The 22,586-nt window shown below is 60.6% G+C and carries 22 protein-coding genes; 15 read left to right on the top strand and 7 right to left on the bottom strand.

Features of this window, described 5'->3' with window-relative positions; translation table 11 throughout:
* Positions 1 to 17 precede the first annotated feature (17 nt).
* Both aceA and aceB read right to left on the bottom strand, forming a co-directional pair.
* Positions 18 to 1,316, bottom strand: a complete 1,299-nt coding sequence (gene aceA / locus D3Y59_RS00240; protein ID WP_119443209.1) for an isocitrate lyase — start codon at positions 1,314 to 1,316, stop codon at positions 18 to 20.
* Positions 1,317 to 1,554: 238 nt separating this feature from the next.
* Positions 1,555 to 3,183: a malate synthase A gene (gene aceB, locus D3Y59_RS00235; RefSeq protein ID WP_119443208.1), complete on the bottom strand. Its 1,629-nt coding sequence runs from the start codon at positions 3,181 to 3,183 to the stop codon at positions 1,555 to 1,557.
* A 170-nt stretch (positions 3,184 to 3,353) separates the two neighbouring features.
* Between aceB and D3Y59_RS00230 the strand changes: the two genes are divergently transcribed.
* Both D3Y59_RS00230 and mltG read left to right on the top strand, forming a co-directional pair.
* Positions 3,354 to 4,832, top strand: a complete 1,479-nt coding sequence (locus tag D3Y59_RS00230) for a helix-turn-helix domain-containing protein (RefSeq protein WP_119443207.1) — start codon at positions 3,354 to 3,356, stop codon at positions 4,830 to 4,832.
* A 115-nt stretch (positions 4,833 to 4,947) separates the two neighbouring features.
* Positions 4,948 to 6,015, top strand: coding sequence for an endolytic transglycosylase MltG (gene mltG / locus D3Y59_RS00225; protein ID WP_119443206.1), 1,068 nt, complete (start codon positions 4,948 to 4,950; stop codon positions 6,013 to 6,015).
* Here mltG and D3Y59_RS00220 read toward each other — a convergent pair.
* The gene (locus D3Y59_RS00220) at positions 6,012 to 7,553 is read right to left on the bottom strand and encodes a hypothetical protein (protein WP_162910428.1); all 1,542 of its coding nucleotides are present in this window, start codon (positions 7,551 to 7,553) and stop codon (positions 6,012 to 6,014) included. The two genes, mltG and D3Y59_RS00220, sit on opposite strands and share 4 nt — an antisense overlap.
* A 46-nt stretch (positions 7,554 to 7,599) precedes the next feature.
* On the opposite strand from D3Y59_RS00220, the gene dtd reads away from it, so the two are divergent.
* Both dtd and D3Y59_RS00210 read left to right on the top strand, forming a co-directional pair.
* Positions 7,600 to 8,058, top strand: coding sequence for a D-aminoacyl-tRNA deacylase (gene dtd, locus D3Y59_RS00215; protein ID WP_119443204.1), 459 nt, complete (start codon positions 7,600 to 7,602; stop codon positions 8,056 to 8,058).
* Positions 8,059 to 8,070: 12 nt separating this feature from the next.
* Positions 8,071 to 8,397, top strand: coding sequence for a nucleotide pyrophosphohydrolase (locus D3Y59_RS00210; RefSeq protein ID WP_119443203.1), 327 nt, complete (start codon positions 8,071 to 8,073; stop codon positions 8,395 to 8,397).
* Between the two features lie 134 nt (positions 8,398 to 8,531).
* Here D3Y59_RS00210 and D3Y59_RS00205 read toward each other — a convergent pair whose 3' ends face one another.
* Positions 8,532 to 9,272 carry a 2-phosphosulfolactate phosphatase gene (locus tag D3Y59_RS00205; protein ID WP_240410430.1) on the bottom strand — a complete coding sequence of 247 codons (741 nt, stop codon included), beginning with the start codon at positions 9,270 to 9,272 and terminating at the stop codon, positions 8,532 to 8,534.
* A 90-nt stretch (positions 9,273 to 9,362) separates the two neighbouring features.
* Entirely contained in the window at positions 9,363 to 10,466 is a 1,104-nt protein-coding gene (gene gcvT, locus D3Y59_RS00200) for a glycine cleavage system aminomethyltransferase GcvT (protein WP_119443202.1), read from the bottom strand.
* Positions 10,467 to 10,626: 160 nt separating this feature from the next.
* Between gcvT and D3Y59_RS00195 the strand changes: the two genes are divergently transcribed.
* From D3Y59_RS00195 to D3Y59_RS00185, 3 genes are all read left to right on the top strand, one after another.
* Positions 10,627 to 10,995, top strand: coding sequence for a CZB domain-containing protein (locus tag D3Y59_RS00195; protein ID WP_119443201.1), 369 nt, complete (start codon positions 10,627 to 10,629; stop codon positions 10,993 to 10,995).
* 23 nt (positions 10,996 to 11,018) lie between these two features.
* A complete protein-coding gene (locus D3Y59_RS00190; protein WP_119443200.1) occupies positions 11,019 to 12,551 on the top strand; it encodes a sensor histidine kinase in 1,533 nt (510 codons plus the stop codon).
* 66 nt (positions 12,552 to 12,617) lie between these two features.
* A complete protein-coding gene (locus tag D3Y59_RS00185; RefSeq protein WP_119443199.1) occupies positions 12,618 to 13,073 on the top strand; it encodes a response regulator in 456 nt (151 codons plus the stop codon).
* 83 nt (positions 13,074 to 13,156) lie between these two features.
* Here the strand turns inward: D3Y59_RS00185 and D3Y59_RS00180 are convergent, their stop codons facing one another.
* Together D3Y59_RS00180 and D3Y59_RS00175 are read right to left on the bottom strand one after the other, a co-directional pair.
* A complete protein-coding gene (locus D3Y59_RS00180; protein ID WP_119443198.1) occupies positions 13,157 to 13,732 on the bottom strand; it encodes a ribonuclease HII in 576 nt (191 codons plus the stop codon).
* Between the two features lie 115 nt (positions 13,733 to 13,847).
* Positions 13,848 to 14,096 carry a hypothetical protein gene (locus D3Y59_RS00175; RefSeq protein WP_059072483.1) on the bottom strand — a complete coding sequence of 83 codons (249 nt, stop codon included), beginning with the start codon at positions 14,094 to 14,096 and terminating at the stop codon, positions 13,848 to 13,850.
* A gap of 190 nt (positions 14,097 to 14,286) precedes the next feature.
* On the opposite strand from D3Y59_RS00175, the gene D3Y59_RS00170 reads away from it, so the two are divergent.
* From D3Y59_RS00170 to prfB, 8 genes are all read left to right on the top strand, one after another.
* Complete coding sequence (locus tag D3Y59_RS00170) at positions 14,287 to 14,859, top strand: NUDIX domain-containing protein (RefSeq protein WP_119446253.1); 573 nt, start codon at positions 14,287 to 14,289, stop codon at positions 14,857 to 14,859.
* A 59-nt stretch (positions 14,860 to 14,918) separates the two neighbouring features.
* Complete coding sequence (locus D3Y59_RS00165) at positions 14,919 to 15,746, top strand: lysophospholipid acyltransferase family protein (protein ID WP_240410428.1); 828 nt, start codon at positions 14,919 to 14,921, stop codon at positions 15,744 to 15,746.
* Positions 15,747 to 15,782: 36 nt separating this feature from the next.
* Positions 15,783 to 16,070, top strand: coding sequence for an Asp-tRNA(Asn)/Glu-tRNA(Gln) amidotransferase subunit GatC (gene gatC, locus D3Y59_RS00160; RefSeq protein WP_119443197.1), 288 nt, complete (start codon positions 15,783 to 15,785; stop codon positions 16,068 to 16,070).
* 3 nt (positions 16,071 to 16,073) lie between these two features.
* Entirely contained in the window at positions 16,074 to 18,785 is a 2,712-nt protein-coding gene (locus D3Y59_RS00155) for a tetratricopeptide repeat protein (protein WP_119443196.1), read from the top strand.
* 12 nt (positions 18,786 to 18,797) lie between these two features.
* A complete protein-coding gene (locus tag D3Y59_RS00150; RefSeq protein WP_119443195.1) occupies positions 18,798 to 19,526 on the top strand; it encodes an ABC transporter ATP-binding protein in 729 nt (242 codons plus the stop codon).
* 121 nt (positions 19,527 to 19,647) lie between these two features.
* Positions 19,648 to 20,196 (top strand): cob(I)yrinic acid a,c-diamide adenosyltransferase, encoded by a 549-nt coding sequence (locus D3Y59_RS00145; protein ID WP_119443194.1) that lies wholly within the window; start codon positions 19,648 to 19,650, stop codon positions 20,194 to 20,196.
* A gap of 66 nt (positions 20,197 to 20,262) precedes the next feature.
* Positions 20,263 to 21,327, top strand: a complete 1,065-nt coding sequence (locus D3Y59_RS00140) for a branched-chain amino acid aminotransferase (RefSeq protein ID WP_119443193.1) — start codon at positions 20,263 to 20,265, stop codon at positions 21,325 to 21,327.
* A gap of 148 nt (positions 21,328 to 21,475) precedes the next feature.
* Positions 21,476 to 22,553 (top strand): peptide chain release factor 2 gene (gene prfB / locus D3Y59_RS00135; protein ID WP_205590854.1). Its coding sequence is split into 2 segments (ribosomal slippage): positions 21,476 to 21,526 and positions 21,528 to 22,553, totalling 1,077 coding nucleotides; the frame shifts between segments, so codons are not numbered across the junction.
* Positions 22,554 to 22,586 lie beyond the last annotated feature (33 nt).

The raw sequence follows: 22,586 nt of genomic DNA, 5'->3' as shown, positions 1-22,586 counted from the left end.
CAAGTGTGGCTAGTGGCTTAGTGCTGAAACTGCGCTTCTTCGGTAGAGCCCACCAGCGCGGCCGTGCTAGCCTGCCCGCTCGACACCACGTTCTGCACAGCATCGAAGTAGCCTGTGCCCACGAAAGCCTGGTGCTTCACGGCCTTAAAGCCGTGTTGCTGGAGGGCAAACTCACGTTGTTGCAGCTCCGAGTAGCCGGCCATGCCCCGGTCGCGGTAGGCTTGGGCTAGCTCGAACATGCTGGTGTTGAGGGCGTGGAAACCGGCCAGTGTGATGAACTGAAACTTGAAGCCCATGGCAGCCAGCTCTTCGCGGAAGGTTTCCATCTGCTCCACCGTCAGCTTGGCGGCCCAGTTGAACGAGGGCGAGCAGTTATAGGCCAGAATTTTGCCCGGGTATTTGGCGTGGATGCCTTCAGCAAACTGCCGGGCCTGCTCCAGGTCGGGGTGCGAAGTTTCCATCCAGAGCATATCGGCATAAGGTGCATAGGCCAGGCCGCGCGCAATGCACGCCTCTACACCGCAGCGCACCCGGTAAAAGCCCTCGGAAGTGCGTTCGGCTTCTTGCAGCACAAAGGGCTTGTCGCGCTCGTCTACATCGGAGGTGAGCAGGTCGGCGGCGTCGGCATCGGTGCGGGCCACAATGAGCGTGGGCACACCCAGCACATCGGCAGCAAGGCGGGCGGCAACCAACTTTTGCACGGCCTCTTGGGTAGGCACCAGCACCTTGCCGCCTAGGTGCCCGCACTTCTTCGCCGACGACAGCTGATCCTCGAAGTGCACGCCCGCGGCGCCGGCTTCGATCATCATCTTCATCAGCTCAAACGCGTTCAGGTTGCCGCCAAAACCGGCTTCGGCATCGGCCACAATAGGCACGAGGTAATTCACGCGGTTTTCGTCGCCGTCTTTGCCATCGAGGTGCTGAATTTGATCGGCGCGGAGCAGGGCGTTGTTGATGCGGCGCACCACGGCGGGCACCGAGTCGACGGGGTATAGGCTTTGGTCGGGGTACATGTGGCCGGCCAGGTTGGCGTCGGCGGCTACTTGCCAGCCCGAAAGGTAGATGGCGTTGAGGCCGGCCTGCACCTCCTGCACGGCCTGGTTGCCGGTAAGGGCTCCTAGGCCTGCCACGTAGGGCTCGGTGTGCAGCTGCTTCCAGAGCCGCTCGGCCCCGTGCCGCGCCAACGAGTGTTCAATTCTTACAGACCCTTGCAGCTTTACAACGTCTTCGGCAGAGTAGGGTCGCTCAATGCCTTTCCAGCGGGGGTTGGTAGCCCAATCTTGGTTGATGGCGGCAATGCGTTCGGCGCGGTTCATAGGAGTAGTGTTTTGGGAGTAGAAAACAGAGACGGTTAGGGCAACGAGAAGCCAGGCCACTTTTTTTAGGCGGCTTAAGGCAAGCGGTAAGCAGATGGATGTGCCCGCAGCAGGCAAGCAGTAGCCCGATGTAGCACGAACTTCAGCCCAGTTCGGCGGTAACACCAATCATCCAGCGGATTGGCACTTGCACGCCTAGGCTGCGGACCGAAGCTCGCGCTACATGATTTAGGGCTGCTTAAGCCAGTACTTCGTAAGCTGGCAGCGTAAGAAAATCGGCGCACTGATCAGCCGTCACGAGGCGGTCGAGCAGGTGCACGGCGGAGCGGTAGTACTCCTGGTAGGTATCCTCCCCTACTTCGCGCCGCAACTTATCCACCACATCTTGCAGCAGCTCGCGGTACAGCTCCGGCGTTATGGCTCGGCCATCGGCCAGCTCGGTTTCGGGGGTGTGTAGCCACTGCCACAGTTGCACGCGCGAAATTTCGGCGGTGGCGGCATCTTCCATTAGGTTGTAGAGCGGCACGCAGCCGTTGCCACCAATCCAGGCTCCTAGGTAGCGAAGGGCTACATCGATGTTCTGGCGCATGCCGTCTTCGGTAATGGTGCCTTCGGGGGCTTGCAGCAACTCGGCGGCGCTGGGCAGCGGCTGCTCCGAGCGGGGCTTGTCAATCTGGTTAGGCTGCGGCATCAGCTTATCGAACACCTCCAGCGCAACGGGTACCAACGCAGGATGCGCCACCCACGTGCCATCGTGCCCAAGGGTAGCCTCGCGTACTTTGTCGTTGTGCACCTTGTCGAGGGCAATGGCGTTGTCGGCGGGGTTGTCCTTAATCGGAATTTGCGCGGCCATGCCGCCCATGGCGTGTACCCCGCGGCGGTGGCAAGTGTCGATTACCAAGCGCACGTAGGCGGCCATGTTGGGCACCGTCATGGTTACTTGCGAGCGGTCGGGCAGGCGGTACTGGGGCCGGGCACCTAGGGTTTTGATGTAAGAGAAGATGTAATCCCAACGGCCGCAGTTGAGGCCGGCCGAGTGCTGGCGCAGCTCCCACAAAATTTCGTTGGTTTCGAAGGCAGCCGGCAGCGTTTCGATGAGCACCGTGGCCTTGATGGTGCCCTTCGGAATTTTCAGCTCCCACTGCGCAAACTCAAACACCTCGTTCCAGAGGCGCGCCTCTAGGTAGCTTTCGAGCTTGGGCAGGTAGAAGTACGGGCCAGTGCCGCGGGCAACCAGCTCGTGGGCGTTGTGGAAGAAATACAGCCCAAAGTCGAAGAGCGCGCCGCTCACTTCTTCGCCATCCACGAGCACGTGCTTTTCGGGCAGATGCCAGCCGCGGGGGCGCACCATTAGGGTAGCGGTGCGCTCGTTTAGCCTGTAAGTTTTGGCCGGGGTTTCGAGCGAGATGGTGCGGCGCACGGCGTCGCGCAGGTTAATCTGGCCTTGCACCACGTTATCCCAAGTAGGCGCCAGCGAGTCTTCGCAATCGGCCATGAACACCTTGGCACCCGAGTTTAGGGCGTTGATGATCATTTTGCGCTCGGTGGGGCCGGTAATCTCCACGCGGCGGTCCAATAAATCGGTGGGCAACTCAGCTACCTTCCAGTCGCTTTCGCGCAGCTGCTTGGTTTCGGCCAGAAAATCGGGTAGCCGGCCAGCGGCAAACTCGGCACGGCGTTGCACCCGGCGCTGCAACAGCTCGCGCCGCCGTGCCTCAAAGTGGCGGTGCAAGGCTGCCACAAAAGCTAGAGCCGAAGGGGTAAGTACCTCGGCGTAAGCGGCGGTGCAGCGGCCAAGCACTTTCACGCGCTCGGGGCATAAATAATCAGTTTTGAGGGCAACAGTTGGCTGGTCAAGCGTTTCCATAGTGTTTTGGTTGGTGGGGCTGTGTTGCGAGTATCTGTATCAAACATACGCGAGCGAATTATTATTGTCAAGCGAATTTTCGCTAAATGATAAAATTTAGCTTGAATCAAGCTTTTCACTGCATCTGGGGCGGGTTTTGTTTCTTTGCTTTCATACCACTCCACCGTTGCATGCTTACCCACGCTCAGGTAGTCCGCTTAATCTTCGGCTTAAAGCTGCGTCAGCTCCGACAGGAGCGCAGCCTCACGCCAGCCGCCCTGGCGCAAGCGGTCGACGTTTCGGTTTCGTATCTCAACGAGATTGAAAAGGGCAAGAAGTACCCCAAGGCCGACAAGATCATGGCCTTTGCGCGGGTGCTGGGCGTGAGCTACGACGAGTTGGTGTCGTTGCACCTAGGTAAGCGCTTGGCGCCCATTTCGGAGCTGTTGCAGTCGGATGTGCTGCGCGAGTTTCCGCTGGATATGTTTGGGCTCGATCCGGCTCGGCTTATCGAGATGATATCGGATGCGCCCACGCGGGTAATGGCCTTCATCAGCACCATACTGGAGCTGGCCCGCAACTACGAAATGCGGCAGGAAAACTTTTACCTGGCGGCGCTCCGCTCCTACCAGGAAATGCACGACAACTACTTCGACGACCTCGAAGACGCCGTGCGCAGCTGCGTAGCCCGCTTCCGGCTACGCACCGAACCGCCCTTCGATTTGCATCAGCTCGAAGACTTGCTCGGCCAGGAGTACCATTACCTCATCGACCGCCACAGCCTGGCCGAATACCCCGCCCTGCAGGAGCTGCGCTCGGTGTACCAGCCTGCCGCGCGGCGCTTGCTGCTGCGGCCTGGGCTTTCGCGGGCGCAGGAAATCTTTGTGCTAGGGCGCGAGGTAGCGTTCAACTACCTAGGGCTGAAAGAGCGGCCCTACACCAATGTACCCTCGGCCACGCCTGGCTCGTTCGAGCAGGTGCTGAACCACTTTCGCGCTTCTTACTTCGCCGTGGCGTTGCTGATGGAGGAAAGCCAGCTGGTGGCCGATCTGCAGGCGTTTTTCTCGGCGCCGCGTTGGAATGCGGCCCTGCTGCTCGGCTTGCTTGCGCGCTACGAGGTGTCGCCGGAAATGCTGCTGCAGCGCGTAACCAACCTGCTGGCGCGGCACTTTGGCATTGGCAGTTTGTTTTTCCTGCGTTTCGACCAAGAGCCCGACGCCCAAGGTTTCCGCCTGACCAAAGAGTTGCACCTTTCGCGCCTGCACAACCCCCACGGCAACGAGCTGCAAGAGCACTACTGCCGCCGGTGGGTAAGCCTTTGGCTGATGGAGCAGGCGCGCCAGGCCGGCAGCCCCGGCTTGCGCGTGGCCGCCCAACGCTCGCGCTACTGGCAAACCCCCGACGAATACCTTTGCCTTACCATTGCCCGCTACGATGGCTCGGGCCACGCCACCAGCGTAACCGTTGGTTTGCCCATCGACGACAATTTGCGGCAGAAGGTGGCGTTTTTGGGCGACGAGGCAATTCCGATGCGCTGGGTAAACGAAACCTGCGAGCGGTGCTCCATTCCGGACTGCGAGGTGCGGGCCGCTCCGCCCGTCAAGATTGCGGAGCAACAACGCAAAAACGAACTGGCGGCGGCCGTTGCGGCGTTGGTGCAAGGCCTTTAGGCCCTAGGTGCCTTACGGCTCGGGCAATGGCCGGAGCTGGTTGATTATGGTAGTACACGCGGCCGAGGCAACCCACGCGGTTGCCTCTTCCCAAGCTGCGTTAGTTTTGTTGTGATTGACTTACCAAAAGAATAAATCTGCTTTGCTGTGGCGCCGCGTTGGCTGGGCACTGTTTGTGGTGCTACTGCTTGCGACGGGTGCGGGGCTGTACGGGGCTTGGCGCATCTTGTGGCGCCCCAACGTAGAGCCTTCGCCGTTTGGCCCAGCTTATCTCTACATCCGTACCGGCGGCACCTACCAAGATGTGCTCGACTCGCTCGAGCGCCACGAGCTGTTGCAGGAGCCTGCTACTTTCCGGTGGTTGGCCGAGCGCAAGGGCTACCCAGCCCAGATACGCCCCGGCCGTTACCGCCTCGATAGCAACCTAGGCAACGACGCTTTGCTAGCTATGCTGATGCAGGGCCGGCAAGATACCCTGGAGTTTGTGCTCGATGCTTTCAAATACAAACCGCAACTGGCCCGCCAGATGCAGCACCAGCTCGAAGCCGACTCTACGCACCTGCGCCGCTTGCTAGGCGAGCAATACCGCCTGCAGCGACAATACGGCGTCGATACCACCACCGTGCTGACGCTGTTTATCCCCGGCCGCTACCGCTTGGTATGGAATACCTCGGCCCAGCAGTTTCTGGACAGCATGGCGGCGCACCACCGGCGGTTTTGGACGCAGCAGCGCCAGCGCCGGGCCGATTCGTTGCGCCTCTCCCCTGCCCAAGTGCACGTGCTGGCCAGCATTGTGCAGCGCGAAACGACCAAGCCCGAAGACAAGCCCGTAATTGCCGGCGTGTACCTCAACCGGCTGCGCCGCGGCATGCGCCTGCAAGCCGACCCCACGCTGCTGTGGGCCATTGGTAACTTTGGCGTGAAGCGCGTGCTGAACAAGGATAAGCTCGTCGATTCGCCTTACAATACCTACAAGCACAAAGGCCTGCCGCCCGGCCCCATTACCTCGGCCAACCGCCAAAGCCTAGATGCTGTGCTAAAGCCCGCTCAGCACGACTACTTGTTCTTCTGCGCCCGCCCCGGCGGCAGCGGCTACTCCGATTTTGCCGCCTCCTACGCCAAGCACAAGCAGAATGCCCGCAAGTACCAGCGCTGGCTCGATAGCCTTAAGATCAAGCGCTAACGCGCCTCCGAAAGCGGCAATCTACTTAGGTCGATCAGCCGCAATTGCAGGGTATCGCGGGCGGCTTGCTGCTGGCGCTGCAAAGTGGCCTGGTAACCTAGGCCGGTGTACTCAGAATGCTCGAGGTACAACAGCGGCGAGCGTAGCAAGGGCTCGGGCCAAGCCGCTACGTAGGGCGCGCGCCGCAGCGTATCAAACGGCTGCACGCCGGCCACGCGGTAGTAGTCATCGAGCAACAGGTAGCGGAAGCCTTGCCGCCGCAGCGCAGCCAGTTGCCTTAGGTTGTTGGCCCCCGCAACGGTTATTTGCTGAGGGGCGGCTGCCGGCGCTAAGCCTATGCCTACGGAAGTTGCTACCCGAGCAATTTGCCGCTGCTTCAGCCAGGCCGCCACTTGCGGGTAGCTCGAGGGCGCGTAGGCCAGCACCTGCCGTTGCACTTGCCAGCCGTTGTAACCTAGGGCTAGCACCAGCAACACCAGAGCTACACTACGTGGCCACTTTTGCAGCAGCAACACGGGCAAGGCATACATGGGGATGTAGCCGAACAACAACCCCCGCGGCGCTTTTATCAGCAACGACATGCCCGCCAGCGTGCAAGCAGCCCACACCAGCAAGTAGGCCCCCATGGTGGTTGGGCGTTGGCGCAAATCGGCCCCAAACCACACCAGCGCCATACCTAGGGCCGGCAGCAAAAAGGGCGACTCAAAATCGGTGAGGTAGCGCAGGTAGTAGCTGAAATCGACCTGCACAGTGCCTTGCCGCCCGGCCGCGTTGGCCGCTGCCGGAAACATGATGACGAAGTACACCGCCGGCCAGCGCCACAGCGGCACACCCGATAGCACCCAGGCCAGCACGCCCAACACCACAAAGGGCAGCGCCACTACCAGCAGCACCCGCCACCAATTGCCCCGGCGCCACAACAGCCCATCGGCCTGCAACAGCTCGAGCACCAGCAAAATGGGCGCCGTGAGCAAAAACTTGTAATTGATGGTGAGCCCCAAGGCCAGCCACCCGGCCGAGCGCAGCAAATTGCGCCGCGTGGGCACTTGCAAACGCCGCCAATGAGCCCGCATCAGCCCGGCCAATGCCAGCAGGCTTAAGGAGCTCATGGTAAAATCGCGGCCCGAGAAGGTGAGAAACACCGACGAGCCAGCCAACAGTGCCAGCAATGCGGTTTCGGGGCCGCGTAGGCGGGCTGCCTGGGCTATCCAGCTCATAAACACACCTAGGGCCGCCACGCCCACCAAGGCATTCAGCACTAGGTACACGCGGTAGTCGGTGCTGAGCCACGTAACAGGCGCAAAAAACAGGTAAAACCCCGGGCTGCCGTGATGGAAGATGTGCCGCCAATCGAGCTGCGCTACTTCCTGAATGATTTGCCAATTGCGCACCGAGTCGTAATCGGGCAGGGCTGCGCTTGGCAAGCCCCACAAGCGCAAAACCGCCACGGCCAGCAAGGCCGGCAGCAGCCAACGCCAGTAAACAACGGCAGCAGGTGGAGGAGCTACGAAGGTCGACACGTGGGCGAAGATGGGCATTTGCTGCCTTTCTTTGCGGTTCCTGTTCGTCTTTACCCCTTGTTGTATGCGCGTAGTTGTGCAGCGCGTCGCGGAAGCTTCGGTTACCGTTGATGGCGAAATCACGGGCCAGATTGGCTCCGGCTTACTGGTACTGGCCGGCTTTACCCACTCCGACGGTGCCGCCGAGCTCGATTGGATGGCCCGCAAGCTGGTGCAGCTTCGCATCTTCAACGACGACGAAGGCAAGATGAACCGCTCGGTGCAAGATGTAGGCGGCGACTTGCTGGTAGTAAGCCAGTTTACGCTGCTGGCCGATGCGCGCAAGGGCACGCGCCCCAGCTACATTGCCGCCGCCCCGCCGCCCATTGCCATACCGCTTTACGAGCAATTTGTGCAGCAACTCGAGCAGCTGATGGGCCGCCCCGTAGCCACTGGCCGCTTCGGGGCCGACATGAAGGTGCGCCTGCTCAACGACGGCCCCGTTACCATTGTGCTCGACACGCCCACCTCCAACAACGCATAACCCCTAGGTGCCATGACCATTGAAGAAGCCCAGCAGACCGTGGACCAGTGGATACAAACCACCGGCGTGCGCTATTTCAACGAGCTAACCAACATGGCCATGCTCACCGAGGAAGTTGGCGAAGTAGCCCGCATCATAGCGCGCCAATACGGCGAGCAGTCGTTTAAACCCTCCGACCGCGACAAAGTGCTGGCTGATGAGTTGGCCGACGTGCTATTCGTGGTCATCTGCCTGGCCAACCAAACCGGCGTAAACCTGACTGAGGCTCTGCAACGCAACCTGGAGAAGAAAACCAAGCGCGACGCCGACCGCCACAAGCAAAACGAGAAGCTGCAGTAGCACGATGTAGCCGCTGTAGCGCAGACTTCAGTCCGCGTTTGCCAGAACGACCGGTAAAGCAAGACTAGCTTTATACAATAACGGCCCAGTGCTTATGCTCTGAGCCGTTTGATTTTACTATCTGCGGACGCGGACTACAAAGTCCGCGCTACTTCGTGCTGCAGTGCCACCAGCCGATCTTCCCTCCAGATAGGCAGCACCGCCGGGTACTCGTCCACGCGCAAGCAGAACGCAAAGTCCTTGTTGGCCTCCAGCGAATTGAGGCGCCGCACGTGGGCCGATTGCAACAAGTAGCCGTGCAAATCGCCTTTGGCCTGCTGCCAGAGGTGCAAAGCCGCCAGCGTGGCATCGGAACTGCTCACGTCGAATGAGTCGGCCAGGCGCTCGGCCAATGCACCGCCAAATACTGTGTCTTCAAGGCAAAACTTGCCTTTCCAGCCGGCACACACCACCACCACGTCTTTCTGCTGCGCGCGGGCAAACTCCACCACGGCCCCTAGGTTCAGGAAGGCGCCCACCACCACGGCATCGGCCGCGAGCGAACGGCGCAAGGCCTGGGTGCCGTTCGTGGTGCTGATGGCCACGGCGCGGCCCCGTACGGGCAGTACGCCATCGAGGTAGCCAAAGGGCGAGTTGCCTAGGTCGAAACCTTCGGCAGCGCGGCCGTCGCGCTCGGCCGCCGTGAGGCAGCCGTGCTGCGCACCTAGGGCCTGGCACTCGGCTAGCTCGGCCACCGGAAACACGTGCGTAACGCCACTGGCCAGGGCCGTAACAATGCTGGAGGTTGCCCGCAAAATATCGACTACCACGGCCACGCGGCCGCGCAAGTCATAGAGCGGCAACAGCTCCGGCGAAAAACAGATATCGAGTTTCAATGATCAATTAGCAATGAACAATGAGCAATTTCGGCAGCCGAAGCCGCGGCCTTGCTCATTGTTCATTGCTCATTATTGATTGTTAATTGACTATTCCTCCGTGCCTTTCACGAAGGGCAGCTTGGTAACGGTAGCAGGCAGGTTTTTGCCGCGCACCTGCACGAAGATTTTGCTGCCGGGCGCACTGAGCTCGGTAGCCACGTAGCCTAGGCCAATGCCTTTGCTCATGCTCGGCGACTGCGTGCCCGAGGTAACCTCGCCGATCTTCTCGCCGGCTTCGTTTACCAGCTCGTAGTGCGCGCGTGGTATGCCGGGGCCGTCCATCACAAAGCCCACCAGCTTGCGCTGCACGCCTTGCTCCTTCTGCTGCTTCAGGGCTGCGCTGTTGGTAAACTCTTTGGTGAACTTAGTAATCCAACCCAGGCCACCTTCGAGCGGCGAGGTATTGTCGTCGATGTCGTTGCCGTAGAGGCAGAAGCCCATTTCAAGACGCAGCGTGTCGCGGGCACCTAGGCCGATGGGTTTCAAACCGAAGGGCTTGCCGGCCTCCAGAATCTTGTTCCAGATATCAGCGGCAGCTTCGTTCGGGATGTACAGCTCGAACCCGCCGGCGCCGGTGTAGCCCGTAGCCGAAATAATCACGTTGGGGTGCCCGGCAAAAGTGCCTTGCACGAACGAGTAGTACGGAATCGACTTCAGGTCAACGTCGGTGAGGCTTTGCAGGGCGTCGGCGGTTTTGGGGCCTTGCACCGCAAACAGGCTAATCTGGTCCGACACGTTTTCCATATCGGCGCCGAACTCCTCGTTAAAGCGGCTGATCCAGTTCCAGTCTTTCTCGATGTTGGAGGCATTTACCACCAGCATGTAATCCTCGTCGGCCAGCTTGTACACCAGCAGGTCATCCACGATGCCGCCCTGCTCGTTGGGCAGGCACGAGTACTGCGCTTTGCCCGGGGTAAGCTTGCTGGCGTCGTTGCTGGTTACACGCTGAATAAGATCGAGGGCACGGGGGCCGCGCACCCGAAACTCGCCCATGTGCGACACGTCGAAAATGCCCACGGCCCGGCGCACGGTGTGGTGCTCGTCGAGGTCGGAGGAGTAGCGCACGGGCATGTTGTAGCCGGCGAAGGGCACCATTTTGGCGCCGAGTTGCTGGTGCACGTCGTTCAGCACGACGGTTTTCAATTCGCTCATGGTGGGAAGAGAAGCTTGCGAGAATCGGTGGGAAGAAGCAACCCGGCAACCCAAGCTGCCAAGCCGGCGCAAAAGTAGCCGAAAACCGCCGCCGCCCAATCGACTAACTTTGCCGTAGAAGGGCAAGCAACCTTACGTGCGCCGTTCTGCCAATTATCACATGAGTGAAGACATCAAGCGGGAGATTGACGCGGCCCGACTCAAGCATATCTTGTTCAAAGCCAAGCTACGCTCCTACTTGTACGGCAGCGGCATCGACGAAGCCCCCGTGCGCGACCCCGACGTGTGCGCCCTAGGTCAGTGGATTGCCAACGTGGCCTTGCAGCAGTTTGGCGACATGCCCGAAGCCCAAAAACTCGACCGCGTGCACCGCCAACTTCACCAAGCCGCCAACAAGCTGATGGATTTGCACCAGGCCGGCCACGCCGAGCAAGCCCAGCGCGGCCTCAGCGGCATCAACCCCCTCACCGACGAGGTGCTGGAGCTGATCAATACCCTTGAGCGAAAGTTGCGTAAAGAGGGCCGCTAGCGCCCCGGGCGCCGCCTCGTAGCATGAAGCTAAAGCTCTCCACCCGCTTGTTTATTGGCTTTTTAGCCATTGCACTGCTGTTCGTTACGGTTGTTATCGTCAACTACCAGTTGTCGCGCAAGGTGCTGCGCAACTCCGAGCGCATTGCGCAGTCGCAAAACCGCACGGCGCAATCCACGCGCATGCTCCGCCACATCGTGGATATGGAATCGGGCTTTCGGGGGTATTTGCTGATCGGCAATGAAGGCCTGCTTGAGTCGTATTACGAGGGCGAGCGGCAGCTCCTGGGCTCCTTCTCCCGCCTGCGCGACGAGTTTGAGCCCGACGAACCGCAGTACGCCCGCTTGCTGCGGGCGCAGGAGCTCTACGAGCGGTGGTCGGCGTACTCGCATTTGCTTATCAGCGAAAAGCGGCAGGCCCGCTTGCGCAACCCGCGGCAAGAGGGCGTCGACGGCATGGAGCACCGCAGCTTGGTAGAAGACAAAACCGGCAAGCAGCTGATGGACCAGATTCGGGTGCTGTTTCGGGGCTTCGACCGCGAAGAACTGACCTCGCGCGAGAAGCAGCGCGACAAGCTGACCGACAGCATCCGCGAAACACGCATCTTGTCCATTGTCATTACCCTGCTGGCGCTGCTGCTGGGGCTGGTTTCGGCCGTGGTTATTACGCGGCTGCTGGCCGGGCGCATCAACTCCATGGTGCAGCTGGCCACGCGCATTGCCAACGGCGAGTACCACGTGCGCCTCGCCGATGACGAGCAGGACGAGCTCAGCGAGCTGGCCACCTCGCTCAACTCGATGGCGGGCACCATTGAGTCGACAATTTCGCAGCTGGAGCGCCGCAACCAGGAGCTCGACCAGTTTGCCTACGTTGTGTCGCACGACCTGAAGGCGCCCCTGCGCGGCATCGAAAGCGCCTCGCACTGGATTGAGGAAGACATGGGCGACAATTTGCCCGACCACATCCGGGAGTTTTTGGTGCTGATGCGCACGCGCGTGCACCGCATGGAAAACCTCATCAGCGGTATTCTGGAGCTGGCCCGCATCGGGCGCGTAAAGGAGCAGCAGGAGCGCGTAAACCTGCGCGAGCTGCTCACCGAAATCATCGACTCGTTGGCGCCGCCCGCGGGTTTCCGCACGGTGCTGCCGCCCTACTTACCCACCCTCACGGCCTCGCGCGTGGAGCTGCACCAAGTGTTCAGCAACCTCATCAGCAACGCCCTCAAATACCACCACGACCCCGCTAACGGCTTGGTGCGCATTACGCTGCGCGAAAGCCCCGACGAATACACCTTTGCCGTGGCCGACAACGGCCCCGGCATTGCCCCGGAGTACCACGAGCGGGTATTTGTCATTTTCCAGACGCTGACCGAGCGCGACACCCTCGAGAGCACCGGCGTGGGCCTGGCCATCGTTAAGAAAATCATTGAGCGCCACGGCGGTAGCATTCGTCTCGACTCGAGCGAAGGGGCCGGCGCCACCTTTACGTTTACCTGGCCAAAAGCGTCGGCGGCGCGCCTGGCAACCAATCCGCGCTCAGCCAAGGTTATCCCGTAAGGCAAAACGCCGTATAGCACGGGTGCTACTCCACCGAGTTGCTCGCTTCTACCCCGATCGATACCCATGTCTGCCGATACCCACGCTTCCCCCAGCATTCTGCTCGTTGAAGACGACCAGATGGACATTATGAATGTGCAGCGCGAGCTGCGCAAGCACCACATTGAGGTGCCGCTGCACATCGCCCGCAACGGCCGCGACGCCCTCTCGCTGCTGCGCGGCGAAAACGGAAAGGAGCGCATTGCCAAGCCCAGTGTGGTGATGCTCGACATCAACATGCCGCGCATGAACGGCCTGGAGCTCCTCGAAGCCCTCCGCTCCGACCCCGAGTTCGTAGGCCTAAACGTGTTCATCATGACCACCTCCGACCTCGAATCGGACCGCCTGAAAGCGCGCGAGCTGGCCGTGAGCGGCTACATCATCAAGCCGCTGTGCTTCGACAAGTTCGGCGAAGGCGGTGCCACCGTCGACGGGTTTAGCCTGTTTCTGGATCTGCTGCAGCTAAAGGAGCAACCGCATTAGCTCTCGTCAATTCAGCGCGAAGGCCCGCTCGGCAGTGCCGGGCGGGCCTTCGCGCTTATCAGCTGTACTAGCACCTAGGGCCGCTAAAGTAGCCGAAAACCCATGCGGTGGTGCGGCGTGGGGCCGTGCTCCCGAATGGCGTTGCGGTGCAGCACCGTGGGGTAGCCGGCGTTCTGGCGCCAGCCGTACTCCGGAAAGGCCGCATCCAGCTCGTGCATGCGCTCATCGCGGAAGGTTTTGGCCAGCACCGAGGCGGCGGCAATGTTTAGGTATTTCGCATCGCCCTTCACAATGCAGGTGTGCTCAATGCCCGGGTATGGCTTAAAGCGGTTGCCATCGACCACCAGGTGCGCGGGCACCACCCCCAGGTTGCGCACGGCCCGGTGCATGGCCAGGTAGCTGGCCTGCGCAATATTGATGCTGGCAATTTCGTCGGGCGAGGCTTCGGCCACGGCCCAAGCCACGGCTTCCCGGCAAATCAGCTCGCGCAATTGCTCGCGCCGGCGGGCGCTCAATTGTTTCGAGTCGTTGAGGCCCGGAATGGTCAAATCGAGGGGCAAAATGACGGCGGCGGCAAATACTGGCCCGGCCAGGCAGCCGCGGCCTGCTTCGTCGAGCCCTGCCTCCAAAGGCTTTCCGGTGTAAGATGCAAGCAGCATAGTGGCCGCAAAGCTAGGCACGAACGGCCCCTAGGTCGGCGCCACAAAAAGAATCGTCCTTCTGGCCGGCTGCCAGAAGGACGATTTGCATTGCATGAGCAACAAACAGGCGAGGCTAGTGCTTGCCCGCCGTGCTGCCCAAATCTATACCGGGTTCGCCGCGGCGGCGGCCCTGGCTGTCGCGCGGGCCTTCGTCCAGCTCGCCGTCTTCGTCGGTGCTGATGTATTCGTTGGTAAGCGGACCTAGGCCGCCGGTTTGTTGCTGCAGTTCAGCTTCTACTTGAGCATGCTTAAGGTTGAATAGCGGGTCGCCGATGTTGTTGGTGTCTTGGTTGGTGGCGCCTTTTTTCTGCGAGTTAGCCATAAGTGCGGTGTACCGACCGGAATGTGGGCGGCCGGCTGACTTAAGTTACGGCTTTAACAAATATGGAGTTAAGTATATGTTAAGCAAACGCCGTTGCCGTGCTTTTCCCGCACCAGTCATGCGCTGGTACCCAGCGTAAGCCCCTGGCGAGGCTTTGCTAGTTTTGCACCTAGGCTTTTCTTTCATCGATATGCACTCTCGCCCCGACGAAACCCGCAACCCCTGGCAAATCCTGAGTTCCGAGGCCAAATACCAAAATCCTTGGATCAGCGTGCGCGAAGACCAAGTAATTAACCCCACGGGCGGCCGCGGCATTTACGGAGTGGTGTCGATGAAAAATAAAGCCCTAGGTATCATTCCCATCGATGCCGAGGGCAACACTTGGTTGGTGGGCCAATACCGCTACCCGCTCAACGAGTACTCTTGGGAAATCCCTATGGGCGGTGGCCCGGTCGAGCTAGACATTTTGGAATCGGCGCAGCGCGAGTTGCAAGAGGAAACCGGCCTTACCGCCCGCCGCTGGACCAACATTGCCCGCCTGCACACCTCCAACTCCGTTACCGACGAAGAAGGTTTTGTTTTTCTGGCCGAGGAGCTAACCCACGGCGAAGTGGCTCCCGAAGAAACCGAGGAGCTGCACCTCTGGAAGCTACCTTTGGCCGAGGCCGTACAGATGTGTATGGACAACCGAATTACCGACGCCATTAGCGTGGCCGGGCTGCTAAAAGCCGAGCGCGTGCTGCGCGAACGGAACCTAAGCTAGAGGTGCTTTATGCCCTAGGTGGCCATGCATCTTGGCACCGCTGCCTTACCTTTGTAGCTATGCGCAGGCTGTTGCAATATATCGGGCACCGCATCTACACCACGTGGGCAACCTTTTGGTTTGTGATGCCCTTTGTGGTCACGTACCCGCTGCAATGGCTTTTTTCGCGGCAGCCGCAGTGGCATCGTTACCTGCACGCGCTCAACCGGGCTTGGTCGATGTTGTTTCTGCGCATGTGGGGTGTGCCGGTTGCGGTGGTGCACAAGCAAAAGCTGCCTGCAGGGCAGCCGTGCGTGTACGTGCCCAACCACAGCTCCTACATCGATATTCCGTTGCTGTTCAAGGCTATACCCGGCCACCTGAACATCATGGGCAAAAGCTCATTGGCTAAGGTACCGCTGTGGGGTCCCATTTTTGAACGCGCTTACATCAGCGTCGACCGGGAAAACCGCGTGAGCCGCGGCCGTGCGCTGGTGCAGGCCCGCCAAACGCTGGAAGCCGGCCGCTCGGTGGTTATTTTTCCGGAGGGCGCCATTGCCGAAAAGCCCGGCCAGGAATTGCTGCCGTTTAAAGACGGCCCTTTTCAGTTGGCCATTGCGGCTGGCGTGCCCATAGTGCCCGTTACGATGCCCTACAACCACCGCTTTATGCCCGATGTGGGCGGGCTGCGGGTGCGCTACTCGCCGCTGCGTGTTGTGCTGCACGAGCCCATCCCGACGGCCGGGCTCACCCTAAACGACCTACCCGCGTTAAAAGAGCGCGTACGTGCTATCATTGCCAGCGAGTTCGACCCCAAAGCGGCTGGCGTACCTGCGCCCAGCCCATTTGTGAAGGTGCGGCCGCAAAACGCCCCACCCAGGCCCGTTGGCACGCCGGTGGCCCGCTGATATTTCATTCCTGACTTTAATTTACTTGCCTCACCCGTGAGCACCGATCTGAATACCCTGCGCCAATTGGCCCACCTCGCCCGCCTCGAGTTCGACGAAAGCAACGAGCAACAAATGCTCACCGACCTCAACAAGATTTTGGCTTGGGTTGAGCAGCTAGGCAACCTCGATACCTCGACGGTGGAGCCGCTGGTGCACCTCTCGCACGAAATCAACGTGCTGCGCCCCGACGAACCCCAGAACTCTATTTCGCACGCCGAAGGCCTGCAAAACGCCCCGCGCAAAGATTCTGACTACTTCCGCGTGCCCAAAGTACTGGAGTAAGTCGTGCGCGAGCTTTCATCGGTAACGCACAATACCCCGCGCAGCTTGCTGCGGGGCCTGCTCGGAGTGCTCTTGGCGGCACTGGGGCTGGCGCTTTATTTCTACGTTGCGGGGCCCGAGCACACGCTGCCCATTGGCACCATTGCGCAGCTCACGCCCGTGCCCGCCACTGTGGCCAAGCTGCCCGCCGGCACCGATACCCTGAACCTGCCGGCCAACGCTTACCTCGTTACCCAAACCTACGACGTTGCCGGGCCCAATCTGTGGCCGGCGGCGGCGGCGGCTTGGGTTGCGTTGCTTGGGCTGGGCCTAGTTGTTTGGCTGGCCGCCATTAGCCAACTGCGGCGCCCGGCTTTCGTGGCCGGGGCAGCGGCGGTTATTTTCCTGCTGATGTCGCTCAGCATGGATTTGCTGGGCGTTTTTGGCGAGCAGGATCAGTACTTCCTGATCCTAAGCATTGCGGTGCTTGTGGGCGCGGCTTTCGCACTGCATGCTTTTTTCGAGGGCGTAAGCTTAAGCTGGCGGTTGGCGTTGTTTGCCTTGCTGATAGCGGCCCTAGGTGCTTTGCTTTTGGTTAAAACCCGGCACCCAGCCAGTTTCGTGGTGCTGCACTTGGCGGCATACGGTACGTTAGCCGGTGCGGCTGTGGTGGCGTTGCTGGCCTTGTGGCTTGGGGGCGAGTTAATATTCGGTTTGCTCTGGCTGAACACACAAGGCGCTACGCCCAAGGGCCGGTTCGGCTTGGTTCCGTTTGTGCTGTCGGGCGCTTTGTTGCTCGGCATTTTGCTGATGTACACCTGGAACGGCGGCCAGCTGGCCGTACTGCCGGGGGTTCAGCTCAACCCGTTGGCGCTGCTGCTGATTGCGGCCGCGGTGGGTTGGTTTACCCAGCCCTTGCGCCAGCCCACTTACCGCGCGTGGCTGCCGCGGCAATTGGCTCCTTGGCTGTACATAGCACTGCTGTTAGTGGCCACGGGCACCTTGGGTTATGCTGCGGCCACGCTCAACGGGCCCCTGCTTCACGCCACGCGCGACTTTGTAGCCCTGGCCTTGGGTGCCATTGGCCTAGCTTTTTTTCTGTACATACTGCTCAATTTCGGCCCGCTGATTCAGCAGCGCCTGCAGGTGCACCGCGTGGCTTACGAACCGCGTCGCATGCCCTATTACTTGGTGTATATCCTGGGCGTGGGCCTGGTGGGCGCGGTGTTGCTGCGCAACCAGTTTGATTTGCTTGACCGTGCCCGCGCCGGCCAGTACATTCAATTCGGCGACCTAACGCGCCTGCAAAGCGAGCAGCAGCCCGATAACCTGTACCTCGCCTTGTTGGCGGAGCGCTACTACGCCGAGGCCGACCAACTTGACCCGCTGAATGCGCGGGCAGCCCTAGGTAGGGCGGCGCTGTACCAGGCCAAGGCCCAGCGGCAAAACGAAATCAACATTTTGCGCAGCACCTTGCGCCGCGAGCCCAACGAGAAGGTGTGGATGCGGCTGGCCGCGCGGTTCGATCAGCCCACCGACTTTTTCGAACGCCAACAGGTGCTGCGTCAAAGCCTGAAGGCTTTTCCGGCCAGCGGCCGACTCAACGCCGAAATGGCGCAGCTCTACTCGCGCTCCTCGCTGCCCGACTCGGTGCTGCACTATTACAGCCGCGCCGCTGCCGCCAGCAACGCCGACCCCGTACCGCACACCAACTGGTTGGCTTTTCTGCTGAAAAATAATCAGCTGCAGGGCGCGCAAGATGCCGCCCGCGAAACGCCCAACCCCGAGTGGCCCGCTTGGCAAAACAACACCCTGGTGCTCGAGTTGCTGCGCGGCCGTTACCAACCCGTTGCCGCCACCAAGTTGGGCGTCGATTCGGTGCTGAGTGTGGTGCAGTTTGCGCAGCTCTACCACCTAGGACTGGCCCAGGCAGCCGGCCACGATACGACCACGCTGCCGCTGGTGCGAAACCTGCTGCAAGTGCAAGCCAACGATCCGTTTGCCGATCAGCTTACGTTTGTGAGCGGGCTGCAGCAGCTGCGCAGCGCGCGCCCAGCGCCCGGCTTCGATCAGCTCGAAGCTTTGGCCACGGGCGCTACAAGCGGTTATTACCACCACGTGCTGGGCATGTATCTGCTCGAGCGTGGCCTGTACCCCTCGGCGGCGGCCCGCTTGGCCCTGGCCGAACAAGCCAGCAACGCTGCGGCCTTGCAACCTAGGGCCTACGCCTTGGCTTGGGCCGGCCAGCCCGACTCGGCCCGCGCAGTTGCGCGCCGCGCCGCTGCCGCCGTGCCAGGCAGCGAAAACCGCCTAGGCACCCTTTTGGCCGGCCAGATTCTGCCAGCACCCAAGGTTGCGCGGCCTTTGGCCAAAGCCTATGCTACCGCCGCCGCCACCCCAGATGCCAAGGCAGCAGCCAAGAGATACCGGCAACTCACTCAAGCCGATCCGTTCGACGAAGCGGGCATGCTGCAGGCGTCGGCGTACTTTGCGCGGCACCAAGACCCTGTTACGGCCTACGAAATCATGCGCCGGGCGGTGTCGTACAACCCCGAGTCGGTGGCGATGCTGCGGGGCTACGTGCTGGCCGCCGCCGATGCGGGTTTGGAAGAATACGCCACCGCGTCTTTTGCTAAACTTGCCACGTTGCTTCCCTCGTCAGAATATATTACCTTTCGTAAGCTTTACGACAAGCGGCGTGCCGCCCACCGGGCCGCCGTAGCACCCTGGAACTAACCCCAAGACCTCATGCTGCCGCCTGTCATCGAAACCTCCGACATATCCAAGGTGTACCGTATGGGCACCGAGGAAATCCACGCGTTGCGCTCGGTTACCATCCGCATTCAGCGCGGCGAGTACGTAGCCTTCATGGGCCCCTCGGGTTCGGGCAAATCCACCCTCATGAACATTGTGGGCTGCCTGGATACCCCTACCACCGGCCAGTACGTGCTCAACGGCAAGGACGTAAGCCGCATGACGGACAACCAACTGGCCGATGTGCGCAACCGCGAAATCGGCTTCGTGTTCCAGACGTTCAACCTGCTGCCGCGCGCCACGGCGCTCGACAACGTGGCCCTGCCGCTGATTTACGCAGGCTACTCCAAATCGGAGCGCGAGGCGCGGGCCATGGAGTCGTTGCGCAGCGTGGGGCTCGAAACCCGCGCCAAGCACCGGCCCAACGAGCTTTCGGGCGGGCAGCGCCAGCGTGTGGCCATTGCCCGGGCCCTCGTCAACAACCCCAGCATTATTCTGGCCGACGAACCGACGGGCAACCTCGACACCAAAACCAGCCACGAAATCATGGACCTCTTCGAGGCCCTGTACGTGAAAGGCAACACCATCATCATGGTAACGCACGAAGAGGACATAGCCCGCTACTCGCACCGCATCGTGCGCCTGCGCGATGGCCTCATTGAAAGTGACCTGCCCAACCACGATGTAGCCACGCACCAACTGGCGCTAAACACGCAAGGCTAATTGCTGTTATGCCCTAGGTTGCGCCGTTCGAAGCAGTGCCCCAACCCGCCCGTTGGGGCACTTTCTTTTTTACCTGTTAATTTCGCTTGCGCCTTAGCCAGCTCCTTTCCACCCGTTTTCTGTGAAGATTTATACCCGCACCGGCGACCAAGGCCTGACCTCGCTTATTGGAGGCACGCGCGTACCCAAATCCAGCTTGCGCATCGAGGCCTACGGCACCGTCGATGAGCTCAACTCGTGGGTGGGCCTGGTGCGCGACCAGGAGGTAAACCTGCCTCACCGCACCCTGCTCAAGCACATACAAGACCGACTATTTACCATTGGCGCTACCCTGGCCTCCGACCCCGAACGCTCGCGCATGCAGTTGCCCGATTTGCTCGATGCCGACGTGGACGAATTGGAGCAGGAGATGGACCGCCTGAACGAAGAACTACCCGAGCTGCGGCACTTCATCCTGCCTGGTGGTCACCCCGCCGTTTCGCAGGCCCACGTAACGCGCTGTGTATGCCGCCGGGCCGAGCGCCTTGCCATAGCGCTGCGCGAAGAATCGTTCGTACCCGATCTGGTTGTCAAGTACTTAAATCGATTATCCGATTACCTGTTTGTGCTGGCGCGCAGCATGGCCCGCGACCTAGGCGCCGAAGAAATTATTTGGCAACCGCGTCAGTAGCCGCCCCGTTTCAGAACCAAGCACCCCCATCTTCTTCGCATTCCCCCACCGATTTTCCTGTTAGTCATGCTTGATACGCTGACGATTTCCATTCAGCCCACCACCGCCTCGCGCTTGGGTGAGCTGGACCCCGCCAACATTGAGTTTGGCAAAATCTTCGCCGACCACATGTTCGCCGTCGATTATGCGGATGGCGAGTGGCAAGCGGCGCAAATTGTGCCCTACGGCGACATGGCCGTGAGCCCCGCTAACTCGGCTTTGCACTACGGCCAGGCTATTTTCGAGGGCATGAAGGCCTACAAAGCCCCCAACGGCGAAATCGCGTTGTTCCGCCCGCTCGATAACTGGCGCCGCCTCAACGAATCGGCCGCGCGCATGTGCATGCCCGAAATTCCGGAGGAGCTGTTCATGCAGGGGTTGTCGCAGCTAATCCGCCTCGATGCGGGCTGGGTACCCAGCACCGCCGGTAGCTCGCTGTACATCCGGCCGTTTATGTTCGCCACCGATGGCTTTATCGGCGTGCGCCCCTCCGATGCCTACCGCTTTATGATCTTCACTTGCCCCGTGGGCAAGTACTACAACAAGCCCCTGCGCGTACGCTTCGAAAACAAATACGTGCGCTCGGCCGAAGGCGGCGCCGGTTACGCCAAAAACGCTGGTAACTACGGCGCAGCCATGTACCCCACTAAGCTGGCGCAGCAGCAAGGCTACAACCAGCTCATCTGGACCGACGCCTCCGAGCACCGCTACGTAGAGGAGTCGGGCACCATGAACGCCATTTTTGTGATTGACGGCCGCGTGGTAACGCCTGCGCTTAGCTCATCCATTCTCGATGGTATTACGCGCCGCAGCGTACTGCAGCTTGCTCGCGACTGGGGCCTGACGGTGGAAGAACGCAAGGTTTCGGTGCTCGAAATCATCGAAGCCCTTAAGCAAGGCAAGCTAAACGAGGCGTTTGGGGTAGGCACTGCCGCCACCATTGCGCCCATTGCTACCATTGGTTACGAGGGCACCGACTACGAACTGCCACAAACCACGGCCAATGCTTTTTCTCTGCGCGTAGGCGAAGCCTTGGATGCCATCCGGAGCGGCGAGGCGCCCGATCCCCACGGCTGGATGGTGCGCGTTTAGCCCGCCGTTGCAACCGCATTAGTACTGCCGCCTGCTGTGGCCCTAGGTCGTAGCAGGCGGCTTCGTTTTCGGCAGACTACCTTTGCCAACCAGTTGCCCCGTCAGGCAACCCGCATTCGATACATTAACCCCCTACCCTTTCGCTCAGATGACCACTGAACAAGTGAAAGACCTGAAGGGCCGCGTGGAGGCCTTAAGGAGGTATCTTTGACTACGATAACCGCAAAGCCGAAGTAAACCGGCTCGAAGAGCTAAGCCAATCGGCGGGCTTCTGGGACGACTCCAAGAAGGCCGAGGCCACCCTGAAAGAGCTGAAAGGCATAAAGGTGTGGACCGACGATTTCGAAACGGCCCAAAAAGCCGTCGACGACGCGGACGTGCTCTTCGACTTCTACAAGGAAGGCGAAGCCACCGAGCCCGAAATGCGCGCCGAGTTCGAGCGGGCCGTGCAAGCTGTGGAGCAGCTCGAGTTTAAGCGTATGCTATCGGGCGAGGAAGATCAGTTGTCGGCCATCATCGAAATCAACCCGGGCGCCGGCGGTACCGAAAGCCAGGATTGGGCCGAGATGCTCATGCGCATGTACATCATGTGGGGCGAAAAGCACGGCTTTACGGTGCGCGAGGTAAACTACCAGCCCGGCGAAGGCGCCGGTATCAAATCGGCCACTCTCGAAATAGAAGGGCAGTTTGCTTACGGCTACCTCAAAAGCGAAATTGGGGTACACCGCCTCGTGCGTATTTCGCCTTTCGACAGCAGCGGCCGGCGGCACACGTCCTTTGCGTCGGTATTTGCCTACCCGGTGGTCGACGACACGATCAACATCGCCATCAACCCCTCCGACATCACCTGGGATACGTTCCGGGCCGGCGGCGCCGGTGGCCAGAACGTAAACAAAGTAGAAACGGCCGTACGCCTAACGCACGCTCCGTCGGGTATTGTTATTGCCGTGCAAATTGAGCGCAGCCAACTCATGAACAAGGAGCACGCGCTGCGCATGCTGAAGTCGCGCCTGTACCAGATAGAAATGGAGAAGCGCAACGCCGCCAAAGCCGAGGTAGAAGCCGGTAAAAAGCGCATCGATTTCGGTTCGCAAATCCGCAACTACGTGCTGCACCCCTACAAGCTCGTGAAAGACCTGCGCACCGGCGTGGAGCGCTCCGACGTGCAAAACGTGCTCGATGGCGACCTAGACGAGTACATCAAAGCCTTCCTGATGGAGAGCTAACTGCCAATGCCCTAGGTGCCATACGGCAAAAGA

The organism is Hymenobacter oligotrophus, assembly GCF_003574965.1.
In the GTDB taxonomy this organism is placed as follows: domain Bacteria; phylum Bacteroidota; class Bacteroidia; order Cytophagales; family Hymenobacteraceae; genus Solirubrum; species Solirubrum oligotrophum.
Note: the sequence above shows the minus strand (reverse complement) of the source record. Positions and strands in the feature narration are given on the sequence as shown.